At 71.2% G+C, this 21,746-nt stretch carries 20 protein-coding genes; 17 read left to right on the forward strand and 3 right to left on the reverse strand.

The genetic code is table 11. From position 1 onward, the window contains the following. Positions 1-154 precede the first annotated feature (154 nt). Together STARVERO_RS03220 and STARVERO_RS03225 are read left to right on the forward strand one after the other, a co-directional pair. Complete coding sequence (locus tag STARVERO_RS03220; RefSeq protein WP_159597887.1) at positions 155-1,018, forward strand: DUF2163 domain-containing protein; 864 nt, start codon at positions 155-157, stop codon at positions 1,016-1,018. Between the two features lie 28 nt (positions 1,019-1,046). Further along, positions 1,047-1,502 carry an NlpC/P60 family protein gene (locus STARVERO_RS03225; protein ID WP_159601554.1) on the forward strand — a complete coding sequence of 152 codons (456 nt, stop codon included), beginning with the start codon at positions 1,047-1,049 and terminating at the stop codon, positions 1,500-1,502. A 340-nt stretch (positions 1,503-1,842) separates the two neighbouring features. Here STARVERO_RS03225 and STARVERO_RS03230 read toward each other — a convergent pair whose 3' ends face one another. Then, positions 1,843-2,502, reverse strand: a complete 660-nt coding sequence (locus STARVERO_RS03230; protein WP_159597888.1) for a ParB N-terminal domain-containing protein — start codon at positions 2,500-2,502, stop codon at positions 1,843-1,845. 2 nt (positions 2,503-2,504) lie between these two features. After that, entirely contained in the window at positions 2,505-2,843 is a 339-nt protein-coding gene (locus STARVERO_RS03235; protein WP_159597889.1) for a helix-turn-helix domain-containing protein, read from the reverse strand. 214 nt (positions 2,844-3,057) lie between these two features. Here STARVERO_RS03235 and STARVERO_RS03240 point away from each other — a divergent pair, with 214 nt between their 5' ends. From STARVERO_RS03240 to STARVERO_RS03250, 3 genes are all read left to right on the forward strand, one after another. Continuing rightward, complete coding sequence (locus STARVERO_RS03240) at positions 3,058-3,573, forward strand: helix-turn-helix domain-containing protein (protein ID WP_159597890.1); 516 nt, start codon at positions 3,058-3,060, stop codon at positions 3,571-3,573. A 405-nt stretch (positions 3,574-3,978) separates the two neighbouring features. After that, positions 3,979-7,881, forward strand: coding sequence for a baseplate multidomain protein megatron (locus STARVERO_RS03245; RefSeq protein WP_159597891.1), 3,903 nt, complete (start codon positions 3,979-3,981; stop codon positions 7,879-7,881). A gap of 191 nt (positions 7,882-8,072) precedes the next feature. Next, entirely contained in the window at positions 8,073-8,765 is a 693-nt protein-coding gene (locus STARVERO_RS03250) for a DUF2793 domain-containing protein (RefSeq protein WP_159597892.1), read from the forward strand. A gap of 11 nt (positions 8,766-8,776) precedes the next feature. On the opposite strand, the gene STARVERO_RS03255 is transcribed toward STARVERO_RS03250, so the two are convergent. Further along, positions 8,777-8,986: a hypothetical protein gene (locus STARVERO_RS03255; RefSeq protein WP_144343139.1), complete on the reverse strand. Its 210-nt coding sequence runs from the start codon at positions 8,984-8,986 to the stop codon at positions 8,777-8,779. A 311-nt stretch (positions 8,987-9,297) separates the two neighbouring features. Here STARVERO_RS03255 and STARVERO_RS03260 point away from each other — a divergent pair, with 311 nt between their 5' ends. From STARVERO_RS03260 to STARVERO_RS03315, 12 genes are all read left to right on the forward strand, one after another. Beyond that, complete coding sequence (locus STARVERO_RS03260) at positions 9,298-10,098, forward strand: glycoside hydrolase family 108 protein (RefSeq protein ID WP_159597893.1); 801 nt, start codon at positions 9,298-9,300, stop codon at positions 10,096-10,098. Beyond that, entirely contained in the window at positions 10,095-10,343 is a 249-nt protein-coding gene (locus tag STARVERO_RS03265) for a hypothetical protein (protein WP_159597894.1), read from the forward strand. Before STARVERO_RS03260 ends, STARVERO_RS03265 begins: the two co-directional genes overlap by 4 nt. 209 nt (positions 10,344-10,552) lie before the next feature. Further along, positions 10,553-11,254: a response regulator transcription factor gene (locus tag STARVERO_RS03270; protein WP_144343136.1), complete on the forward strand. Its 702-nt coding sequence runs from the start codon at positions 10,553-10,555 to the stop codon at positions 11,252-11,254. After that, positions 11,254-12,633, forward strand: a complete 1,380-nt coding sequence (locus STARVERO_RS03275) for an ATP-binding protein (RefSeq protein ID WP_144343135.1) — start codon at positions 11,254-11,256, stop codon at positions 12,631-12,633. The genes STARVERO_RS03270 and STARVERO_RS03275 overlap by 1 nt, the downstream gene beginning before the upstream one ends. Positions 12,634-12,902: 269 nt before the next feature. Next, a complete protein-coding gene (locus STARVERO_RS03280) occupies positions 12,903-13,370 on the forward strand; it encodes a glycine zipper domain-containing protein (RefSeq protein WP_144343134.1) in 468 nt (155 codons plus the stop codon). Between the two features lie 196 nt (positions 13,371-13,566). Further along, a complete protein-coding gene (gene ccmI / locus STARVERO_RS03285) occupies positions 13,567-14,715 on the forward strand; it encodes a c-type cytochrome biogenesis protein CcmI (protein WP_159597895.1) in 1,149 nt (382 codons plus the stop codon). Positions 14,716-14,717: 2 nt separating this feature from the next. Continuing rightward, positions 14,718-15,164 (forward strand): cytochrome c maturation protein CcmE, encoded by a 447-nt coding sequence (gene ccmE / locus STARVERO_RS03290; RefSeq protein ID WP_144343132.1) that lies wholly within the window; start codon positions 14,718-14,720, stop codon positions 15,162-15,164. Beyond that, positions 15,161-17,164: a heme lyase CcmF/NrfE family subunit gene (locus STARVERO_RS03295; protein WP_159597896.1), complete on the forward strand. Its 2,004-nt coding sequence runs from the start codon at positions 15,161-15,163 to the stop codon at positions 17,162-17,164. Before ccmE ends, STARVERO_RS03295 begins: the two co-directional genes overlap by 4 nt. A gap of 5 nt (positions 17,165-17,169) precedes the next feature. After that, positions 17,170-17,670 carry a cytochrome c-type biogenesis protein gene (locus STARVERO_RS03300; RefSeq protein WP_159597897.1) on the forward strand — a complete coding sequence of 167 codons (501 nt, stop codon included), beginning with the start codon at positions 17,170-17,172 and terminating at the stop codon, positions 17,668-17,670. 92 nt (positions 17,671-17,762) lie between these two features. Next, entirely contained in the window at positions 17,763-19,331 is a 1,569-nt protein-coding gene (locus STARVERO_RS03305; protein WP_159597898.1) for a Do family serine endopeptidase, read from the forward strand. 291 nt (positions 19,332-19,622) lie between these two features. Then, positions 19,623-20,303 carry a response regulator transcription factor gene (locus STARVERO_RS03310; protein WP_200837893.1) on the forward strand — a complete coding sequence of 227 codons (681 nt, stop codon included), beginning with the start codon at positions 19,623-19,625 and terminating at the stop codon, positions 20,301-20,303. Further along, the gene (locus STARVERO_RS03315; protein ID WP_144343127.1) at positions 20,287-21,696 is read left to right on the forward strand and encodes a sensor histidine kinase; all 1,410 of its coding nucleotides are present in this window, start codon (positions 20,287-20,289) and stop codon (positions 21,694-21,696) included. Before STARVERO_RS03310 ends, STARVERO_RS03315 begins: the two co-directional genes overlap by 17 nt. Positions 21,697-21,746: the final 50 nt, after the last annotated feature.

A 21,746-nucleotide genomic window follows, 5' to 3' on the forward strand; every position in this document is an offset into this window, starting at 1 on the left:
AGCGGGAATTCGACGCATCCCGATCCCGAGACGAAGGGGCGGCCGAGAGGGTCGGGCATCTCGGGATGCCGGTGTGCCGGTCAGGACGGAGACCGGACGGGGCGGAAGGGTGACGCCTGCCGGGAAGGGCGGATCGAACCATGAGGAACTGCCGATGAGGGATATTCCCGCGCCGCTTGCCGCGTCTCTGGCCGGCGGGGTGACGACGCTGGCGCGCTGCTGGCGCATCACCCGCCGCGACGGGGCCGTGATTGGCCTGACCGAACATGACGAGGACCTGTTCGTCGACGGCACGGGCTTCCGCTCCGCCAGCGGCGCGAGCGGCAGCGAGGACGCGGCCGCGCTCGGCTTCGCGGTGGGCGGGGGCGAGATGTCGGCGGCGCTGACCTCCGAGCTGATCGACGAGGCCGATCTCGACGCCGGCCGCTATGACGGAGCGCGGATCGAGCTGATCCTCGCCGACTGGTCGGCCCCGGCGCATTTCCTGCTGTTGCGGCGGGCGAGCCTCGGCGAGGTGCGGCGCGAGGGCGGGAGCTTCACCGCCGAGCTGCGCGGACAGGCGAACCAGCTCAACGTGGTGCGCGGGCGGCTGTTCACCTCGGGCTGCGACGCCGATCTCGGCGATGTGCGCTGCAAGGTGGCGCTGGCCTCGCCCGCCTATGCCGGCGCCGGCACGGTGGCGGCGGTGGAGGGGCCGGGGCTGGTGGTGGCGGCCGGGCTGGAAGCCCATGCCGCCGGCTGGTTCACGCAGGGCCGGCTCGCCTTCACCTCCGGCGCCAATCAGGGCTTCGTCACCGAGGTGAAGACGCACGGCACGGCCGGCGGGGTGCGGCTGGAGCTGTGGCAGCGCCCGCCCGAGCCGATGGCGGTGGGCGACGCCTTCACCGTGAGCGCGGGCTGCGACAAGCGCTTCGAGACCTGCCGCGACCGCTTCGCCAACAGCCTGAATTTCCGCGGCTTCCCGCACATGCCGGGCAATGACGCGGTGCTGCGCATCGCCGTGCCGGGAGGGCAGTGACATGGGAAGTGACATGGGCGGGCGCGAGATGGGCGGGGGCGAGACGAGCGAGGGGGATGCCTTGCGCGCGCGCATCGTCGCCGAGGCGCGCGGCTGGATCGGCACGCCCTATCTGCATCGCGCCTCGCTGAAGGGGCAGGGCGCGGACTGCCTCGGCCTGGTGCGCGGGGTGTGGCGGGCGGCGATCGGCCCGGAGCCGCAGCCGCTGCCGCCCTACGCGCCCGACTGGGCCGAGGCGACGAAGGCCGAGCAGATGGCGCAGGCGGCCGGCCGGCACATGCGCGCGGTGGCGCCGGAAGACGCCGCGCCGGGCGACGTGCTGCTGTTCCGCTGGCGCGAGGGGTTTCCCGCCAAGCACGCGGCGGTGCTGGTGACGCGGGAGCGCATGGTGCACGCCCATGACGGGGCGGCGGTGGCGGAGGTGTTCCTCGCGCCCTGGTGGCGTCGGCGGCTGGCCTTTGCGTTCGCCTTTCCGGGGGCGTGAGGGCACGCCGGCATGCGCGGCCTCCGGCCGGGGAAGGCGTGGATGGCCGGGACAGGCCCGGCCATGACGGTGTTCATCCTCCTGCCGCCTTCCCGGATACTCCGCAGGCGGGCGGAAGCGATGCTTTCCTTGATCTCTCGCCGGCGGGGACAGGTCGTCGCGCAGCGACGGGTGAGGGGAGGCGGCGGAAGCCCCTCATTCCAACCCTCTCCCGGCGGGGAGAGGGAGCCGGCTGAAGCGCGACTTTTGAATCTGCAGCACGGGACACTTGATCCTGCACCAATCATAATGGGGGCAAAAGTCCCGCTTAAGGGGTCGGTAAGAGGCTCTTGAAGCTCTCTTACCGCGAACGGCCCAGAGGGGCGTCGTCGGCCTGACCGAACAGCAGGTCGAGAGCCGGCATTCGCTGCTCCGGTGCCAGCTTCAGCAGGGCGTCGAGGTCCGAGCCCTTGTTCGCCATCGGCGTGCCCGCGATGCGGGCGCGCACCTCCGGTTCCAGCGCCGCGCGAGCAAGGGTCCGCTGGAGCGAGCGCTCCGACATGCCGAGCCGCTCGCACGCCTCCTCTGAGAAGCGCGGCACCAAGTCGCCAAAAATGGCGGCTTGATCCGATCGCCGGTCGCCACCGTGCTTCGTCTGCGGGTTCAGCTTCTCGTAGAGGCGCTTCTTCTCGGCAAGGAACACCGCCCGATCGAGTTCGGACAGATCGGCGCGGTAGAGGTTTTCGTCAATCTCGCGCAGGCGCGCCCGGTCGGGGTTGAGGTCGAGCACGACGGCGTCGATCTCGGTCCAGCCGAGGACCGTCGCGCCGGCATGCCGGTGACCGCCCGTCACGAGGACGAACTTGCCGGGCTTCTTCGGTGCGGGACGTACCTCGATCGGTACGTTCAGCCCCTCTTCCTTCATGTTGGCGGCGAGGAGAAGGGCGCGGTCCTCGTCGATCGCCCGCAGGCGGTCGGTGACGATGATGTCGGCGAGTTTGATGGACTGCACGTCGCGCATGTCTAGGCGGCTCTCTCGATTAGACGCTGACAAGCCGCTTCGCCGCTCCTAACGTCACGACGGTTGCGGTGTCCGGGTATGCGCGAGCCGTTCTTGCGGTAGCGGCTCGGCCAGATTTTTCGGGGGGAGAGGTCGAGAAAGGCGGCGATGGCCCTCTCGCCTTCAAAATGAGGGCGGCGGGCGGCGACACGGCAGGCGCCCTCGGATAACCTGTTGTCGCGGGACAGCTTCTCGAAGCTGGAACCCCGCATGCGAACAGCGGCCTTGATCTCTTCCGGGTGCCAGTCACCGTTGGAGAGAACGGTCACAGTCCACCGGCCGTTTGCTTCGCGGATGGCCATCATCGATCCTTGGAAAGCCCGGCGGGACAGGCCGGGTTTTTCGGAAGGCACTTAGTACGGTTCGGGATGAAGAATACCGAAAAAATTGGTCAAAGGAACAGAAAAAAATATGGCACAAGCCACAGGTCGATTGGTCGCCGGCTTGGTCGCTCTAAATTATTGATTGGATACAGAAAAAATTGGTCGTGCCGTCCCTGCCAGTGGACACGCCTCCATGGCACAGCTCAGGAGGCCGGCTGTGCCACATGACGAAATCAGGGGGCGGCTGAAGCTCATCCGCGAATCGCTCGGCCTGAGCCAAACGGCAATGTCCGAGAAGATCGGGGGAGGTAAGGGCACGTGGCAGAACATCGAGGCCGGCAATAACCCCCCGAATGGCACCACGCTTCTAGCGATTGCCGGGCTCGGCTTTAATCCGGGCTGGATACTGACGGGAATTGGCCCGATGCGTCTCGCCGACACGCCCATCGATCGCGAGAGCGTGGAAACGGCCATTGACCGCGAGCTTATGGGGCGCGTGGTCGACTCGATCGCTCGGCTTTACCGCGAACTTGCAATCTCGCTGTCGCCCGTTGATTTAGGCCGTCTTAGCGCTGAGAAATACGAGGAAATCGCGGCGGCGTCCTCGGACCCGGCCGAGCGTATGGCAATGGTCAAGCTGATGGCCGTGCAGCTGAGGAAGGAATTGCTCGCCCCGCCTCAAGCTGATGTCAGGAAAGACCGGGCCTGAGGCTCGTGCTGGTGTTTATTGTATCGGCAAGCACGCTGAGGTTGTTTAGTGGTATCTGCGGACCATCCAGCGTTCAACTGCCCGGCGCCGCCGTCTTTGGTCTATAACGTCGCACGCCCGGCGACAGGCGCGGCTGGGCCGTTTAAGAGGTGTTTTAGCGATGGCTAAGAGCGGGGACGCGACGGGGGCCCTTTCTGCAAGACCATGTGTCCCGCCGCGCCGATTTGGTACGGCTCTGCAAAATCGCCCACCGCGCCCGCCCGCCACGCCGAGGTCACCGGAAGCCAATGCCCACGGTACTTTGTCCGGCCCCGTCCGGGTTCATCCGGCGTGATCCGGGCTCTGCAAGATCAAATGTCTTCACTCACCGGCGGCGTCTTGTCCGCCATTTGATCGGGAGCTTCCATGGCCACACTTGTTCTCGGCGCGCTGGGCGGAACCATCGGCGGGGCGCTGTTCGGGCCGCTCGGGGCGATGGCCGGGCGGGCGCTCGGCGCGCTCGGCGGGGCGGCGATCGATTCCATGGTGCTGACCCCCGGCCGGCGCAGCGAGGGGCCGCGCCTGACCGAATTCGGCACCATGACCTCGACCGAGGGGGCGGCCATGCCGCGCCTCTACGGCCGGGCGCGACTGTCGGGGCAGGTGATCTGGGCGGCGCCGGTGGAGGAGGTGGTCTCGACCCAGACGCAATCGGCCGGCGGCAAGGGCGGCGAGCTCGCCGGGGGCGTCACCACGACGACCTACCGCTATTTCGGCAGCTTCGCGGTGGGGCTGTGCGAGGGGCCGGTGACGCGTATCGGCCGCATCTGGGCGGACGGGCGGCTGCTCGACACCACGCGGCTTGCCGTGCGGCTGCACCGCGGCGGCGAGGACCAGCTGCCCGACCCGCTGATCGAGGCGCGCGCGCCGGGGGCGCCGGCCTATCGCGGGCTCGCCTATTTGGTGTTCGAGCGGCTGCCGCTGGCGGGCTTCGGCAACCGCCTGCCGCAGATCTCCATCGAGGTGGAGCGGGCCGTCGGGGAGCTGGAGAACCAGCTCCGGGCGGTGACGATGATCCCCGGCGCGACCGAGTTCGGCTACGAGCCGCGCGAGGTGGTGCGGGTCGACCGGCCGGGCGTCTACCAGCCCGAAAGCCGGCATGTGACGACCCATCCCAGCGACTTCTCCGCCGCGCTGGACCAGCTGCTGGCGAGCTGTCCGAACCTCGAGCGGGTGGCGCTGGTGGTCTCCTGGTTCGGCACCGACCTGCGGGCGGGGGCATGCGAGGTCCGCCCCGGGGTCGAGCGGCGCCACAAGCCGACGCAGATCTTCGGCCTGAACAAGGAATGGACGGCGGCGGGCGAGACGCGCGCCTCCGCCTATCTGGTCAGCCAGCACGACGGGCGGCCGGCCTATGGCGGCACGCCGGCCGACGACAGCATCGTCATGGCCATCACCGCGCTGAAGGCGCGCGGCATCAAGGTGACGCTCTATCCCTTCGTGATGATGGACATTCCCGCCGGCAACGCGCTGCCGGATCCGTGGAGCGGGGCGGGCGCGCAGCCGGCCTATCCCTGGCGCGGGCGCATCACCTGCCACCCCGCGCCCGGCCGGCCCGGCTCGCCCGACGGCACGGCGGCGGCGGCGGCGCAGGTGGCGGCGCTGTTCGGCGCCGCCGGCGCGGCGGACTATGCGGTGGCGGGGCAGCGCGTGGTCTATTCCGGGCCGGAGGAATGGACGCTGCGCCGCATGGTGCTGCACTACGCGACGCTGGCGGGGATCGCCGGCGGGGTGGAGGCGATCCTCATCGGCTCGGAGATGGCGGCGCTGACGCGCGTGCGCTCGGGCCCCGGCGTCTATCCGGCGGCGGGCGCCTTCGCGGAGCTGGCGGCGGAAGTGAAGGCGATCGTCGGCGCGGGCACGCAGGTCGGCTATGCCGCCGACTGGACGGAATACGGCGCGCATGTGCGGGAAGGGGGAGCGGAGGTGCGGTTTCCGCTCGACCCGCTCTGGGCCGCGCCGGGGCTCGATTTCATCGGCATCGACTGGTACCCGCCGCTCGCCGACTGGCGCGACGGCGACGCCCATCTCGATGCGGCGGCCCATGAGAGCGGCTACGACCGCGCCTATCTCGGCGGCAACCTGAACGCCGGCGAGGCGTTCGACTGGTACTATGCGGACGAGGCCGCCCGCGCCGCGCAGGCGCGCGTGGCCATTACGGATGGGGCCTATGGCGAGCCGTGGATCCACCGCCAGAAGGACGTCGCCTCGTGGTGGGGCAACGCCCATCACGAGCGCGTCGGCGGGGTGCGGCTCGCCTCGCCCACGGCCTGGGTGCCGGGCTCCAAGCCGATCCGCCTGACCGAGATCGGCTGCCCGGCGGTGGACAAGGGCGCCAACCGGCCGAGCGTGTTTCCCGACCCGAAATCCGCCGAGGGTGGCGTGCCGCCCTTCTCCAGCGGGCGGCGGGACGACCTGATCCAGCGCCGGCACCTCGAGGCGACGCTCGCCGGCTTCGCGGGCTCGCTCGCCGTGAACCCGCCGGCGCCGGGCCTGCCGGGCGGGCGGATGGTGGACCCGGCGTCGATCTATGCCTGGACCTGGGACGCACGGCCCTTCCCGGTGTTCCCGCTCGCCCGCGACGTGTGGGCGGACGGGGCGAACTGGGAGAGCGGGCACTGGCTGACCGGCCGGCTCGGCACCGCCCCGCTGGCGGAGCTGACGACGCGGCTGGCGGTGGATTTCGGCGTCGAGGGCCTGGATACCTCGGCGCTGCGCGGCGTCGTCGACGGCTATGTGATCGACCGGCCGATGACGGCGCGGGCGGCGCTGGAGCCGCTGGCGCGCGGCTTCGCCTTCGACCTCACGGAGCGCGGCGGCGCGCTGGCCCTGCGCCCGCGCGGCGGGCGGGTGCGGGCGGTGCTGACCGACGCGGAGATCGTGACCGGCGAGGGCGTGTCGGCGCCGCAACTGGTGCGCGCGGCGGAAGGCGAGCTGCCGGCGAGCGCCACGCTGGGCTTCATCGACGGGGCGGCCGACTACCGCCGCGCCACCGCCGCCTCCCGTCGCCTTGCCGGTGGCGCGCGAGCGGAGACCGGGCTCGACATCGCCATGGTGGCCGATCCCGGCCTCGCGGCGGGGCTGGCGGAGATGTGGCTGCAGGACATGTGGGCGGGGCGGGATAGCGCCAGCTTCGCGCTGCCGCCCTCCTGCCTCGCGCTGGAGCCGGGCGACCTCGTGCAACTCGACCGCGACGGGCGGGCGCGGCTCCTGGAGATCACCGCTATCGAGGACCGCGAGGCGCGGGTGGTGAGCGCGCGCGGCATCGACCCTTCCGTGTTTGACCTCGCGGTGCGCGTGGGGCGGCCGGCGCAGGTGGAGATGCCGGCGAGTGCCGGGCCGCCGCAGGTGCAACTGCTGCAGCTGGCGCTGCCGGGCGGCGAGGGCGGCGCGGTGCTGGCCTGGATGGGCGCCTTCGTCGCGCCCTGGCCGGGCGGCCTGAATGTGTGGCGGGCGGTGGACGGCGGCAGCTTCCAGCCGGTCGCCACCCTCGCGGCCCCGGCGGTGATGGGCGCGACGCTGGCCGACCTGGCGCCGGGCCGGCCCTGGTGCTGGAGCCGCACGAGCCTCGACATCGAGCTCGACGGCGGGCTGGTCGCCGGGGCGAGCGAGGAGGCGGTGCTGGGCGGGGCGAACGCGCTGGCGCTGATCGCCCCTTCCGGGGAGGCGGAGGTGATCCAGTTCACCGAGGCGGTGCTGACCGGCGAGCGCCGCTGGCGGCTGACCGGGCTGCTGCGCGGCCAGCTCGGCACCGAGGCGCGGGCCGGTGCCATCTGGCCGGCGGGCACGCGGCTGATGCGCGTCGACGCGAACCTCGTGCCGGTGGCGACCGGGCTCGACATGCTCGGGCGCGCCGTCGTCTACCGCATCGGCCGGGCCGATGCCGACCATGGCGACGCCGCCGTGAGCGAGCTTGCGGCGACGATCGGGCCGGCGGCGCGGCTTCCCTTTGCCCCGGCGCATGCGCGCGCCCGGCGCATCCCGGCCGGCATCGCGCTGGGCTGGACCCGCCGCACGCGGGCGGACGGCGATTCATGGGATCTGGTCGAGGTGCCGCTCGGCGAGGCGAGCGAGGCCTACCGCGTCGAGATCCTGAACGGCGCGACGGTGGTGCGCGCCTTCACCGTGAGCACCCCCGCGCTGACCTATGAGGCGGCGCAGGAGATCGCCGATTTCGGCGCGCCGCAAGGCTTCCTCGACGTGCGCATCGCCCAGCTCTCGGCCGCTGTCGGAGCGGGCGCGGCGCTGGAGGCGCGACTGCGGCTTTGAGGGCGTGCCCCCCTACCGTCATGCCCAGCCCGGCCGGCATCCATGACTGGCTCGGCGGCCGAGCGGAAGGCGTGGATGGCCGGGTCGAGCCCGGCCATGACGGGGGCGGGGGCTCGCGGCCTTCGACACTCCTCTCATTCCGATCTCTCTCAACTCGCCTCCCTCGCAGGGGAGCGCGGCCGGAGTTCTTCATGTCCGAGACCACACCCCATCTCGCGCTGCCGCTGATGGCGGCGGCGCAGGCGCAGAAGCATGTGACGCACAATGAGGCGCTGCTGCTGCTCGACGCGGCGGCGCAGCTCGGCGTGATCGATCGGCTGCGCACCGTGCCGCCCGCCGCGCCCCAGCCGGGCGACCGGCACATCGTGGCGCCGGGGGCGGGCGGCGAGTGGGCCGGGCATGACAACGAGATCGCGCTGCATGACGGTGGCGGCTGGCGCTTCCTGATGCCGCGCGCGGGCTGGCGCGCCTATGTGGACAGCGACACGCGCGCCCTCCAGTTCGATGGAAGCGGCTGGCGCGACATACTGGTCGGCTCGGCCTCGGGAGGGCGGGCGACGCTGCGGGTGGTCGAGGAAGATCTCGCGCTGGCCGGGGCCTTCGTCGAGAGCAGCATCGCCATCCCGAACCGGGCGATCTGCCTCGCCGTGGCCAGCCGCACCCTGGAGACCGCGACCGGAGCGACGGCCTATGAGGTCGGCGTCGCCGAGGAGACATCCAAGTTCGGCGGGCTGCTGAGCATTGCCGCCGGCGCGACCAATATCGGCGTGATCGGGCCGCAGGCCTTCTATGCGGCGACGCCACTGCGTATCACCGCGCTCGGCGGAAGCTTCACGGGCGGCCGCGTGCGGCTCGTGCTGAGCTATTTCGTCTTCGGCATCTGACCGCCGGCCGACTATTCGGCCGGGCCGGGCGTGCGGTAAGCGGCCGGAGGCGTCGTCATGCGGGCCGGCGTCGCGACGATGCGGCGCTGGGCGCTCTCCACCACCTCGGTGAGCTTTTCCAGCCGCTTGAGCCGGGCGATCTCGTTGTTGAGGCGGTCGATCTCGCGGCCGACCGCGTCGCAGATCGCATGGTAGCTCTCATGCGTCAGGCGATCGCGCATGAAGGCAACTTCATGCGGCCGGCCGGGGGTGGCGCCCTTCAGGACGAAGGGTGCCGTAGCGAGGAGGGCCTCGGCCTGAACATGGCCTGAGGTTTTACGCGCATCGTCGAAGATACTCCTCAGATCGTCGACGAGTTGATCCGACTTTCCCATACCGAGCAACGCCCCTTTGCTGGATGTTGCGCAAATCGTCCATGAAATTCCCGAAAATTGCAACGGACGAGCGGCAACGGCTGGCGCTAATAACGCGATTCGTCCCCAGCGGGTTCCGTTTTTTGCGCTGATCCCTTCCTCCATTACCGGAGAATACGATGACCGCGGCGAGCTTCGAGGGGGCGCTCCGGCGCGTCCTTGTGCATGAGGGCGGCTATGCCGACCACCCGGCCGATCCCGGCGGGGCGACGATGAAGGGCATTACCCAGCGCGTCTATGACGGCTGGCGCCGGCGGCAGGGGCTGCCGGCGCGGGCGGTCCGCCGCATCGCGGCCGGCGAGGTGGCGGCGATCTATCGCCGGCAATACTGGGACGCGGTGCGCGCCGACGACCTGCCGGCGGGGCTCGACTACTGCGTCTTCGACGGGGCGGTGCATTCCGGGCCGGCGCAGGCGGCGAAATGGCTTCAGCGCGGCCTCGGCGTCGTCGCCGACGGGCAGGTCGGCGAGGCGACGCTGGCGGCGCTCGCCGGGCGCGCGCCGGCGGCGCTGGTCGACGCGGTGTGCGACCGGCGCCTCGCCATGCTGCGCGGCCTGCGGACCTTCCCGACCTTCGGCGCCGGCTGGACGGCGCGCGTCGCCGAGGTGCGCGTGGCGGCCCGGAGCCTAGCGCGCGGCGGCGCGGGGCCGGAGCCGGCCATGCTCGTGCAGGGGCCGGCGGACGCCAAGGCCCGGCCCGCCGACACGCGGCTCTCGCGGACGCCGGAAGGGGCGGGCGGGCTGATCAGCGGCGGCGGCGCGCTGGGCGCGGTGATCGCCGAGCAGGCCGACCGGCTGGCGCCGCTCGCCGGCTTCGCCGAGACGCTGAAATGGCTGTTCGCGGCGCTGATGCTGGCCGGAGTGGCGCTGACGCTGGCCGGCGCGCTGCGGCGCGTGCGGGCGGGCGAGGCGGCGCCGTGACGGCACTGCTGGGCCTGCTCGCCAGCCCGCTCGGGCGGGCGGCCGTGCTGCTCCTCGCCGTGCTGGCGGCGATGGCCGGGAGCTATCTCAGGGGACAGGCGGCGGGCGGCGCGGCCTGCCGGGCGGAAGGGGAGCGCGATGTTCTGGAAACCATCGAGCGGGCGGCGCGCGCGCGTGCTGATGCTGACCGGCGCCATGCTGACGAGCGCCGGCTGCGCGACGACGACGCCTTCCGCCGCGACTAGGGGCGCGTGCGGCGCCTTCCGGCCGATCTCATGGGCGCGCGCCGACACCGGTCCGACCATCCGGCAGGTGAAGGCGCACAACGCGGTGGGGCGCGAGCTGTGCGGGTGGCGGGGAGCGCCGGCGGCCTCCTGACCTGACAGCGGCGCCGTTGGGTGGCATTCTCCCCGCGCCGCGCCCGCTTCGCGCGGCGATGCGTCGAGGAACTGCCGTGCGCCTGCTCGTTGTCGAGGACGATCCCGATCTCAACCGCCAGATGTATGAGGCGCTGAACGACGCCGGATACGCCGTCGACCGCGCCTATGACGGGGAAGAGGGCCACTATCTCGGCGAGACCGAGCCCTATGACGCGGTGGTGCTCGACATCGGCCTGCCGAAGATGGACGGGCTCTCGGTGCTGGAGGCCTGGCGCCGCGAGGGGCGCAAGATGCCGGTGCTGATCCTCACCGCGCGCGACCGCTGGAGCGACAAGGTGCAGGGCTTCGACGCCGGCGCCGACGACTATGTCGCCAAGCCCTTCCACATGGAGGAGGTGCTGGCGCGCATCCGCGCCCTGCTGCGCCGCTCCGCCGGCCACGCGGCGAGCGAACTGACCTGCGGGCCGGTGATGCTCGACACCCGCTCGGGCCGGGTGACGGTGGACGGGCGGCAGGTGAAGCTGACCTCCCACGAGCACCGCCTGCTCGCCTATCTCATGCACCATACCGGGCGCGTGGTCTCGCGCGGGGAACTGGTCGAGCATCTCTACGACCAGGATTTCGACCGCGATTCCAACACCATCGAGGTGTTCGTCGGGCGGCTGCGCAAGAAGCTCGACGTCGACGTGATCCAGACCGTGCGCGGGCTCGGCTATCTCCTGGCGGCGCCCGAGAGCCCACGCCAGGAGGCGCCGTCAAAGGGAACGCCCGGCTGATGCGCACCGGCTCGCTGGCGCTACGCCTGTTCATCTCGGCGACGGTGATCAGCGGCGCCGTGCTGACGATCACCGGCTTCGCGCTGCATTCGGTCTATCGCGACGCGGTGGAGCGCGCCTTCGATCAGCGGCTCGACGTCTATCTCAAGACCATCGTGGCGGACGTCGCCAACTCCGCCACCGGCAGCATGCCGGAGCCGACGACGCTCGGCGACCCGCTGTTCAATTTCCCGATCTCCGGCTGGTACTGGCAGATCACCCGCACAGACGGGGCGGCGCCGCAGGTGAAGACCTCGCGCTCCCTGCCGGAGGGCAAGCTGCCGCTGCTGTTCGAGCGCGAGGGCCGGTCCGACGTCTCGGGCCTGCGCGAGGGCTATGCGAAGGGCCCGGCCGACCAGAACCTGCGCATCGTCGAGCGCGTGGTCGATCTCGGCGAGGACGGGCGCTACGCGGTGGCGGTGGCGGCCGACGCCGGCGAGATCGAGGAGGAGGTGCAGGCCTTCGACCGCGCGCTGGAGCTGACGCTGGCGGTGCTGGGCGGAGCGTTCCTGCTCACCCTCGTCTTCCAGGTGCTGTTCGGCCTGCGCCCGCTCAAGCGCATGCTCGCCGCGCTGCACGACGTGCGCACGGGGCAGGCGGACCGGATCGTCGGCGACTATCCCGTCGAGATCGCCCCGCTCGCCGCCGAGGTGAACGCGCTAATCGAGACCAACCGCGAGATCGTCGAGCGCGCCCGCACCCATGTCGGCAACCTCGCCCATGCGCTGAAGACGCCGATCTCCGTGCTGCAGAACGAGGCCGCGCGCGCCGCCGCGCAGGGCGACCCGCTCGCCGCCAAGGTGGGCGAGCAGGCGGAGATCATGACGGGGCAGGTGGCGCACCATCTGGAGCGTGCCCGCATGGCCGCGCGCGCCTCGGTGGTCACCACGGTGGAGGAGGTCGGGCCGATCGTCGGCAAGCTGGCGGGGACGCTGGCCAAGGTCTATCGCGGCCGGGGGATCGAGGTGGAGGCGGAGGTCGCCGACGGCGTGCGCTTTCGCGGCGAGCGGCAGGATCTGGAGGAGATCCTCGGCAACCTCGTCGACAATGGTTGCAAATGGGCGCGCTCGCTGGTCGAGATCGCCGTGGCGCCGGTGCCGGGGACGGCGGGCGAGCGCGACTATTTCGAGATCACCATCGACGATGACGGGCCGGGGCTGACGCCGGAGCAGCAGGCCGAGGCGCTCAAGCGCGGCAAGCGGCTCGACGAGACCCGGCCCGGCTCGGGGCTCGGGTTGTCGATCGTCTCCGAGCTGGCGGGGCTCTATGGCGGCCGGCTGGGCCTCGACCGCTCGCCGCTCGGCGGGCTGCGCTGCGTCGTGCGGCTACCGGCGGCGTAGGAATGTGACATGGAATGTGACCAGGACGCTTGAAGCCTCGTCATGGCCGGGCTTGGCCCGGCCATTTACGCCTTCGGTGCGGCGTGGAGCGCCCGGCAAGTCGTGGATCCCCGGGCCGAGCCCGGGAATGACGGTCCATAGGCAGTGTCGGCAGACCAATTGCGCGTCGACCTGCGGTGTCCCGATATAGGTGACGGAGCCGCGCTTTCGCCCTATTCCTCACGCTTGGTGCGGCAAAGTTCCGTGACTGTGCTGGAGGGATTCGTTTCATGCGCGCATACCAACTCGTCGCCGTCGGCCTGGTCGGAGCCACCCTTGCCGGGTGCAGCACCGCCCAGGAAAACCCGAACACCGTCGGCGGCGCGGCTCTCGGCGCGCTGGCGGGCGGCGTGATCGGCGCCGCGGCCGGCCGCAACGTGGCGGGCGCGGCCATCGGTGCCGCCGTGGGCGGCCTGATCGGCGGCAGCATCGGCAACGCGCTGGACCAGCAGGATCGGGCGCGGGCGCGCGACGCGGAGATGCAGGCGCTGGAATACGGCAACCCCGGCGCGCCGGTGAGCTGGCGCGGCGACAGCGGCGCCTACGGCACCATCGTCCCCGGCCCGGCCTATGCGCGCGGCGGCTCGCCCAAGTGCCGCGAGTTCACCCACACCATCTATATCAACGGCCAGCCGCAGACGGCGCGCGGCACCGCCTGCCGCAACCCGGACGGCACGTGGTCGCCGGTCGCGGGCTGACGTCGGCTTCCGGTCACGGCTGACGCCTTGGCCTCTCACGGGCGCGGTGCGGACCCCCGCACCGCCGACCTGTGGCGGGTTGACGCAAGGTCCCGTCGCGCTCTCGCGACTGTGAGCCTGCGTCGATCGGACTGAGGCTGTTACGGATTGGCGACAGCGTTCCGGTCGGCTACCTCAGCGCATTAGAGGAAGACTAATGTTGCTGTGGATCGCCTTCTCGCTGATGACCGGCGCCGCCATTCTGGCGGTGCTTTGGCCTTTGCGCTCCGTGGCTGCCGGCGTGCCGGCGGCGGCCAGCGCCGCCGAGGCCGACCTTGCCGTCTATCGCGACCAGCTCGCCGAGATCGAGCGCGACCGCGAGGCCGGGCTGATCGGCGCGGCGGAAGGCGAGGCGGCGCGCACGGAAGTCGCCCGTCGCATCCTGCGCGCCTCGGCGGAGGCGGAGCAGCAGAAGGCGGCGTCGAAGGGCGCGGACACGCGCCGGCGCGCCGCTGCCATCATCGCGCTGATCGGCGTGCCGGCCATGGCCGGCGGTCTCTATCTTTTCCTCGGCTCCCCGCTCTATCCGCCGCAGCCGCTGGCCCAGCGGCTGGAGGCGCGGCCCGACCAGACCGACATCGCTATCCTCATCCGCAAGGTCGAGACGCATCTCGAGGCCAACCCGAATGACGGGCGCGGCTACGAGGTGGTCGCGCCGATCTATTCGCGCCTGGGACGGCTCGACGACGCGGCGCGCGCCTGGTCGAACGCCATCCGCCTGCTCGGTTCCAACGCGACCCGCCAGACCGGCCTCGGCGAGGCGCTGACCACGCAGGCCGGCGGCGTGGTGACGGCGGAGGCCAAGGCGGCCTTCCAGGCGGCGCTGGCCGCCGATGCCAAGGACCCGAAGGCGCGTTATTTCCTCGGCCTCGCCGCCGAGCAGGACGGCAAGCCCGCCGAGGCGGGCCGGATCTGGGGCGCGCTGGCGGCGGATTCCCCGCCGGATGCGCCGTGGCTGGGGCTGGTGCGCGAATCCATGGCGCGCGTCGGTGCCGCTCCCGCGCCGGCGGGAGCCGTTGCCGGGGCGCCCGGTCCGAACGCCGCCGATGTCGCGGCCGCCGAGAGCCTCACCCCCGAACAGCGCAGCCAGATGGTGCGCGGCATGGTCGAGCGGCTGGAAACCCGCCTCGCGGAAGACGGCAACGACATCGAGGGCTGGCTGCGCCTGATGCGGGCGTGGAACGTGCTGGGTGAGGCGGAGAAGGCCAAGGCCGCCGCCGGCGAGGCCCGCGCCCATTTCGCCAAGGACGAGGGCGCGCTTGGCCGCATCGATGCGCTGGCGCGCGAACTGGGTCTCGGGAGCTGATCATGACCCGCAAGGGACGCCGCCTTCTCCTCATCTCCTGCGCGCTCGGCGTGCTCGGCGTCGCCGCCGGCGTGGTGCTGTTCGCGCTCAACGACACCATCGTGTTCTTCCGCTCGCCGAGCGAGATCGCCGCCGAGCGGACCGCGCCCGGAACGCGGCTGCGGCTCGGTGGCCTGGTGAAGGACGGCAGCGTGGTGAAGTCCGACAACACACATGTGCGCTTCGTCGTGACCGACGGCGGGGCCGACGTGGCGGTGAACTATGTCGGGCTGCTGCCGGACCTGTTCCGCGAGGGACAGGGCGTGATCGCCGAGGGCGTGATGGTGCCCGACGGCAGCTTCCGCGCCGACAGCATTCTCGCCAAGCATGACGAGAACTACATGCCCAAGGAAGTGGCCGACGCCCTGAAGAAGCAGGGTGTCTGGAAGGAAGGGGAGACGGCGCAATGAACCCGGAGATCGGGCATTACGCGCTGGTGCTGGCGCTCGCCGTCGCCATCCTGCAGACCGCCCTGCCAATCTGGGGCGCGCGCACCGGCGACGCGGCGCTGATGCGGGTGGGGCCGGTGCTGGCGCTGGTCTTCGCCGGCTTCGTCAGCCTTTCCTTCGCGACGCTGGTCACGGCCTATGTGCAGTCCGATTTCTCGGTGCTGAACGTCGTCGAGAACTCGCACTCGGCCAAGCCGCTGCTCTACCGCATCACCGGCACCTGGGGGAACCATGAGGGTTCCATGCTGCTGTGGGTGCTGGTGCTGGCGATCTTCGGGGCGCTGGTGGCGCTGTTCGGCGGCAACCTGCCGGCCCGCCTGAAGGCGAACGTGCTGGGCGTGCAGGGCTCGGTGGCGGTGGCCTTCCTGCTGTTCATCCTGCTGACCTCCAACCCCTTCATCCGCGTCGTGCCGGCGCCGGCGGAAGGGCAGGACCTCAACCCGATCCTGCAGGATATCGGCCTCGCCATCCATCCGCCGCTGCTCTATCTCGGCTATGTCGGCTTCTCCATCACCTTCGCCTTCGCCGTGGCGGCGCTCATCGAGGGGCGGCTCGACGCTGCCTGGGCGCGCTGGGTGCGGCCCTGGGCGCTGACCGCCTGGGCCTTCCTGACGCTGGGCATCGCCATGGGCTCCTACTGGGCCTATTACGAGCTCGGCTGGGGCGGCTGGTGGTTCTGGGACCCGGTGGAGAACGCCTCGCTGATGCCGTGGTTCGCCGGCACGGCGCTGATCCATTCCGCCGTGGTGATGGAAAAGCGCGACGCGCTGAAGGTGTGGACGGTGCTGCTCGCCATCCTCGCCTTCTCGCTGTCGCTGCTCGGCACCTTCCTCGTGCGCTCGGGCGTCCTGACCTCGGTGCACGTCTTTGCCGCCGATCCCTCGCGCGGCGTGTTCATCCTCGCCATCCTGATCTTCTTCATCGGCGGCTCGCTGGCGCTCTACGCGCTGCGCGCGCCGACGCTGCGCCAGGGCGGCATCTTCGCGCCGGTCTCGCGCGAGGGCGCGCTGGTGCTGAACAACCTGCTGCTGACGGCGGCGGCGGCGGCGGTGTTCGTCGGCACGCTCTACCCGCTGGCGCTGGAAGCCTATAACGGCGCGAAGATCACGGTCGGGCCGCCCTATTTCAACCTGACGGTTGGCGTGCTGATGCTGCCGGTTGCCTTCGCCATGCCGTTCGGGCCGCTGCTGGCCTGGAAGCGCGGCGATCTCGCCGGGGCGGCGCAGCGGCTGATGGCGGCCTTCGGCGCGGCGCTGGTGGTGGCGGCGCTCGCCGCCTATGCGCAGGGCGGCGGCCCGGTGCTGGCGCCGTTCGGCATGGGGCTGGCGGCGTTCGTGATCATCGGCGCGGGAGTGGAGATCTTCGAGCGCGCCGGCTTCGGCCGGGTGCCGCTCGCCACCGCCTTCGCGCGCCTGCGCGGCCTGCCGCGCTCGGTCTTCGGCGGGGCGCTCGCCCATGCCGGCGTAGGGATCTGCCTGCTCGGCATGATCGCGGAGACGAGCTGGAACGCGGAAGGCGTCGCCGGCGTGCGGGTCGGCCAGAGCCTGAATGTCGGCGGCTACGAGCTCACCCTCGACCGGCTGGAGCCGCGCAGCGGGCCGAACTACCGCGATCTCACGGGAGTGTTCTCGGTGCGGCGCGGCGGGGTGGACGTCGGCACGATCGAATCCTCCAAGCGCCTGTTCACCGCCCGCAACATGCCGACCACCGAGGCCGGCATCCGCACCCTCGGCCTCAGCCAGCTCTATGTGAGCCTCGGTGACGAGCTGCCGGGCGGCGCGGTGGGCGTGCGCGCCTACTGGAAGCCGCTGGTGACGCTGATCTGGCTCGGCGCCGTCATCATGGCGCTCGGCGGGGCGCTGTCGCTGACCGACCGGCGCCTGCGCGTTGGGGCGCCCAAGCCCGCGAAGAACAAGCCGGCGAAGAAGCCGGAGAACGTCGTTCCGGCGCCGGCGGAGTGAGCGGGATGCGTGCGGCGATCGCCCTTTCCCTGCTGGCCCTGACGCTGGTCGTCCGCCCGGCCGCGGCCGTCCAGCCTGACGAGATCCTGCCCGACCCGGTGCAGGAGACGCGGGCGCGCGAGCTCTCCAAGGAGCTGCGCTGCATGGTTTGCCAGAACCAGTCGATCGACGATTCCGACGCACCGCTGGCGCGCGACCTGCGCCTTCTGGTGCGCGAGCGCATCACGGCCGGCGATACCGACCGCGAGGTGCTGGACTATCTCGTCGCGCGCTATGGCGAGTTCGTGCTGATGCGCCCGACCTGGCATGGGGCCAACGTGCTGCTGTGGGGGGCGCCCTTCGCCGTGCTCGTCATCGGCGGCTTCGGCCTGTGGGTGGCCTATCGGCGCCGCGCTGCGACCGTGCCGGCCGCCGCCGCGCTCAGCGCCGAGGAGGAGGCGCGGCTGCGCGACGTGCTGGCCACACACGGTGCCGGCGATGCTCCGGCCGACGTTACGAAAGTTTAACGCCGCCGCCAGCCTGCGTTAAGGAGACGCCCTCTACGTTCCCGTTCAAGCCTCCCTGAGGGGAGTGAGATTTGTCGAACGAGGAACGACACATGTCGCGCAACGCGCTCAACCAGACCCGCACCGCTTCGTCCACCCTGCGCGGGAGCCGTTCGCGGCTGCTCGCCGGCGTCTTCACCCTGGCGCTCGCCGGTGGCGCCGTTGGCGCCTTCGTGATCCCCGAGACCGTCACCCCCGCCTTCGCCCAGCTCTCCACCAACCAGCCGGCCGGCACGTTCTCCTTCGCCGACATCGTCGAGAAGGTTTCCCCCGCCGTCGTCAGCGTGAAGGTGAAGAAGGACGAGGAGCAGGTCGCGGCGAATGGCGACGAGGACTCCCTCGGCGGCCAGAACGTTCCCCCGCAGATCGAGCGTTTCATGCGCCGCTTCGGCTTCGGTCCGGGCGCCCCCGGCGGTCCCGACATGGGCCCGCGCCGCGGCCCCGGTCACCGCGCCGTCGTCGGCCAGGGTTCCGGCTTCTTCATCTCGGCCGACGGCTATGCCGTGACCAACAACCACGTGGTGGACGGCGCCTCCGAGGTCGACCTGACCACGACCGACGGCAAGACCTACACCGCCAAGGTGGTGGGCACCGATCCGCGCACCGACATCGCGCTGATCAAGGTCGACGGCAAGTCGGACTTCCCGTGGGTGAAGCTCGCCGAGAAGGCGCCGCGCGTCGGCGACTGGGTGGTCGCGGTCGGCAACCCGTTCGGCCTCGGCGGCACGGTGACCGCCGGCATCGTCTCGGCCCGCGGCCGCGACATCGGCTCGGGTCCGTATGACGACTTCATCCAGATCGACGCCCCGATCAACCGCGGCAACTCCGGCGGCCCGACCTTCGGCCTCGACGGCGAGGTCATCGGCGTGAACACCGCCATCGTCTCGCCCTCGGGCGGCAATGTCGGCATCGCCTTCGCCATTCCCTCCGAGACCGTCTCCGAGGTGGTCGCGGCGCTGAAGGAAGGCGGCCAGGTGGCCCGCGGCTATGTCGGCGTGCAGATCCAGCCGGTGAGCGACGATGTCGCCGAGGCGATGGACCTCAAGCAGGCGGAAGGCGCGCTGGTCGCCCAGGTGCAGCCCGGCACGCCCGGCGAGAAGGCCGGCCTCAAGCCCGGCGACATCGTGACCGCGATCGACGGCGCGACCATCAAGGACTCCCGCGAGATGTCGCGCGAGATCGCCCGCAAGAAGCCCGGCACCACGGTGAAGCTGAGCGTGCTGCGCGACGGCAAGGCGATCACCGTGCCGGTGACGCTGGAGCAGCTCCCGACCAACGTTGCCTCGGCCGACAAGGCCCAGGGCGGCGAGGAGCGTGAGCAGGGCACCCGCGACGTGCCGCGCCTCGGCCTCTCGCTGGCTCCCGCCAAGGGTGTCGCCGGCGCCGGTGACATCGGCGTGGTCGTCACCGAGGTCGACCCGAACGGCCCGGCGGCCGAGCGCGGCCTGAAGGCGGGCGACGTCATCCTCGACGTCGGCGGCAAGCCGGTGATGACCCCCGCCGACGTGCGCGACGGCCTCGCCGCCGCCAAGAAGGACAACCGCAAGGCCGTCCTGATGCGCGTCAAGTCCGAGCAGGGCACCCGCTTCGTCGCGATCTCCCTCGGCGATCAGCGCGGCTGATCCCCGGCGGACCTGAGAGTTCCGGTTGCGGCTCGTTCCGTCGCCCCTTGGGCTGCGGCCGGTTCGGTGGCGCGGGGAGTCCGAAAGGGCTTCCCGCGTCATCTTTTTCGCAGGGGCGCAGGCACGGCTTCCCTGACCATGGGAGCGATAGGCGCGAGGCTCGAAATGACGTACATGGTGACGAATTCGAATCCCACCGCCGCCGCCGATTCCCCGTCGCGTCACGATGGCCCGGTCATCGACCTCGCGGATATCCGGCGGGCCACCCGCGAGTCCGCCGAAGAGTCCCCCATGCGCCTGCTCATCGTCGAGGACGACCGTGACGCCGCCGACTATCTGCGCAAGGCGTTCCGCGAGACCGGCCATGTCGTCGACGTCGCGTCGGATGGCGAGGAGGGCCTCGCCCTCGCGCTGGACGGGGGCTACGACGTGCTGGTCATCGACCGCATGCTGCCGCGCCGCGACGGCCTGTCGCTGATCACCGAGCTGCGCGGACGCGGCGACAAGACGCCCTCGCTGATCCTTTCCGCCCTCGGCCAAGTGGACGACCGCGTGACCGGCCTGCGCGCCGGCGGCGACGACTACCTGCCCAAGCCCTACGCCTTCTCCGAGCTGCTCGCCCGCGTCGAGGCGCTGGCGCGGCGCGGCGGTCCGCAGGCGACCGACACGACCTATCGCGTCGCCGATCTCGAGCTCGACCGGCTGGCGCATCGCTGCACCCGTGCCGGGCAGGAGATTCCGCTGCAGCCGCGCGAGTTCCGCCTGCTCGAATATCTCATGCGCCATGCCGGGCAGGTGGTGACGCGCACCATGCTGCTGGAGAATGTGTGGGACTACCATTTCGACCCGCAGACCAACGTGATCGACGTCCACGTCTCGCGCCTGCGCTCGAAGATCGACAAGGGCTTCGATCCGCCGCTGCTCCATACGGTGCGCGGCGCGGGATACATCATCCGTGACGGCGCTCGGTAAGCTCATCCGCACCACCGCGTTCAAGCTGATCGCGGCCTATCTGCTCGTCTTCGCGGTCTTCGCCGGCTCGGTCATCGCCTATCTCGGCTGGCACACGCAGCGTCTTGTCACGCGGCAGGCGATCGAGGCGATCGAGAACGACACACGCTTCATGCAGGCGCAGTTCGAGCGCGGCGGCATTTCGCGCCTCGTGCAGGTGGTGACGCGCCGCGCCCGCGCGCCCGATGCCGGGCTGCTGCTGCTGACCAGCTTTTCGGGCGAGCCGCTCGCCGGCAACGTGCTGAACCTGCCGCTGAACTTCCTCGACAAGGAAGGCTGGCGGGAGATCGACTATGTGCGCTCGGAGGAGGCCGCCGGGCCGCCGAGCCGGGCGCTGGTGCACGTCATCTTCCTGCCGGGCGAGTTCCGCCTGCTGATCGGCCGCGACATCGTCGAGCGCGAGGAATTGCGCCAGATCATCATCGGCCCGGCGGTGTGGGGGCTGGTGCTGCTGGTGGTGCTCGGCGTGGCCGGCAGCCTGTTCGTCACCCGCCGCGTGCTCAAGCGCATCGACCAGATGACGGCGATCTCCGACGGCATCATGGCCGCCGATCTTTCCGGGCGCCTTCCGGTCGCCGGGACGGGCGACGAGTTCGACCGCCTCGCGCTCAGCGTCAATGCCATGCTGGAGCGCATCGCGGCGCTCATGGCCGGGCTGAAGGAGGTCTCCGACAACATCGCCCACGATCTCAAGACGCCCCTGACACGCCTGCGCAACCGCGCCGAGGACGCGCTGCGCACGGCGAGCGGCGACGAGGAGTGGCGCGCCGCGACGGAGCAGACCATCGAGGAATCCGACGGGCTGATCCGCACCTTCGACGCGCTGCTGATGATCGCCCGCGCCGAGGCCGGGCAGGCCAGCGCGCGCATGGTGCGCTTCGACCTCGCCGATACCGCTTCAAGCGTCGCCGAGCTCTACGAGCCGGTGGCCGACGAGGCCGGGCTCGACCTCGTGGTCGAGGCGCCGGGGCCGCTGCCGATCCACGGCGTGCGCGAGCTGTTCGGGCAGGCGCTGTCCAACATGATCGACAACGCGATCAAGTACAGCGCGCCCGACACGCCCGGCGAGCGGCGCGAGATCACGCTGACGGCGACGCGCGAGGGCGAGCGGGCGCGCCTCGTCGTCGCCGACCGCGGGCCCGGCATTCCCGAGGCGGACCGGCCGCGCGTGCTGGAGCGTTTCGTGCGGCTGGAGGCGAGCCGCACCCGTCCCGGCTTCGGGCTCGGTCTGTCGCTGGTTTCCGCCGTGGTGCACCTGCACGGTGGCACGCTGTCGCTGGAAGGCAACGATCCGGGCCTGCGGATCGTTATCGAGCTGCCGCTCGATCTTTCGGATGAGACGCCGCCGGCGTGACGGCGGGAGCAATCACCGGCGGATCGGGGTAAGGTTGCCGCAGAGGGAGG

Source organism: Starkeya nomas, from assembly GCF_902703545.1.
In the GTDB taxonomy this organism is placed as follows: Bacteria; Pseudomonadota; Alphaproteobacteria; order Rhizobiales; family Xanthobacteraceae; genus Ancylobacter; species Ancylobacter moscoviensis.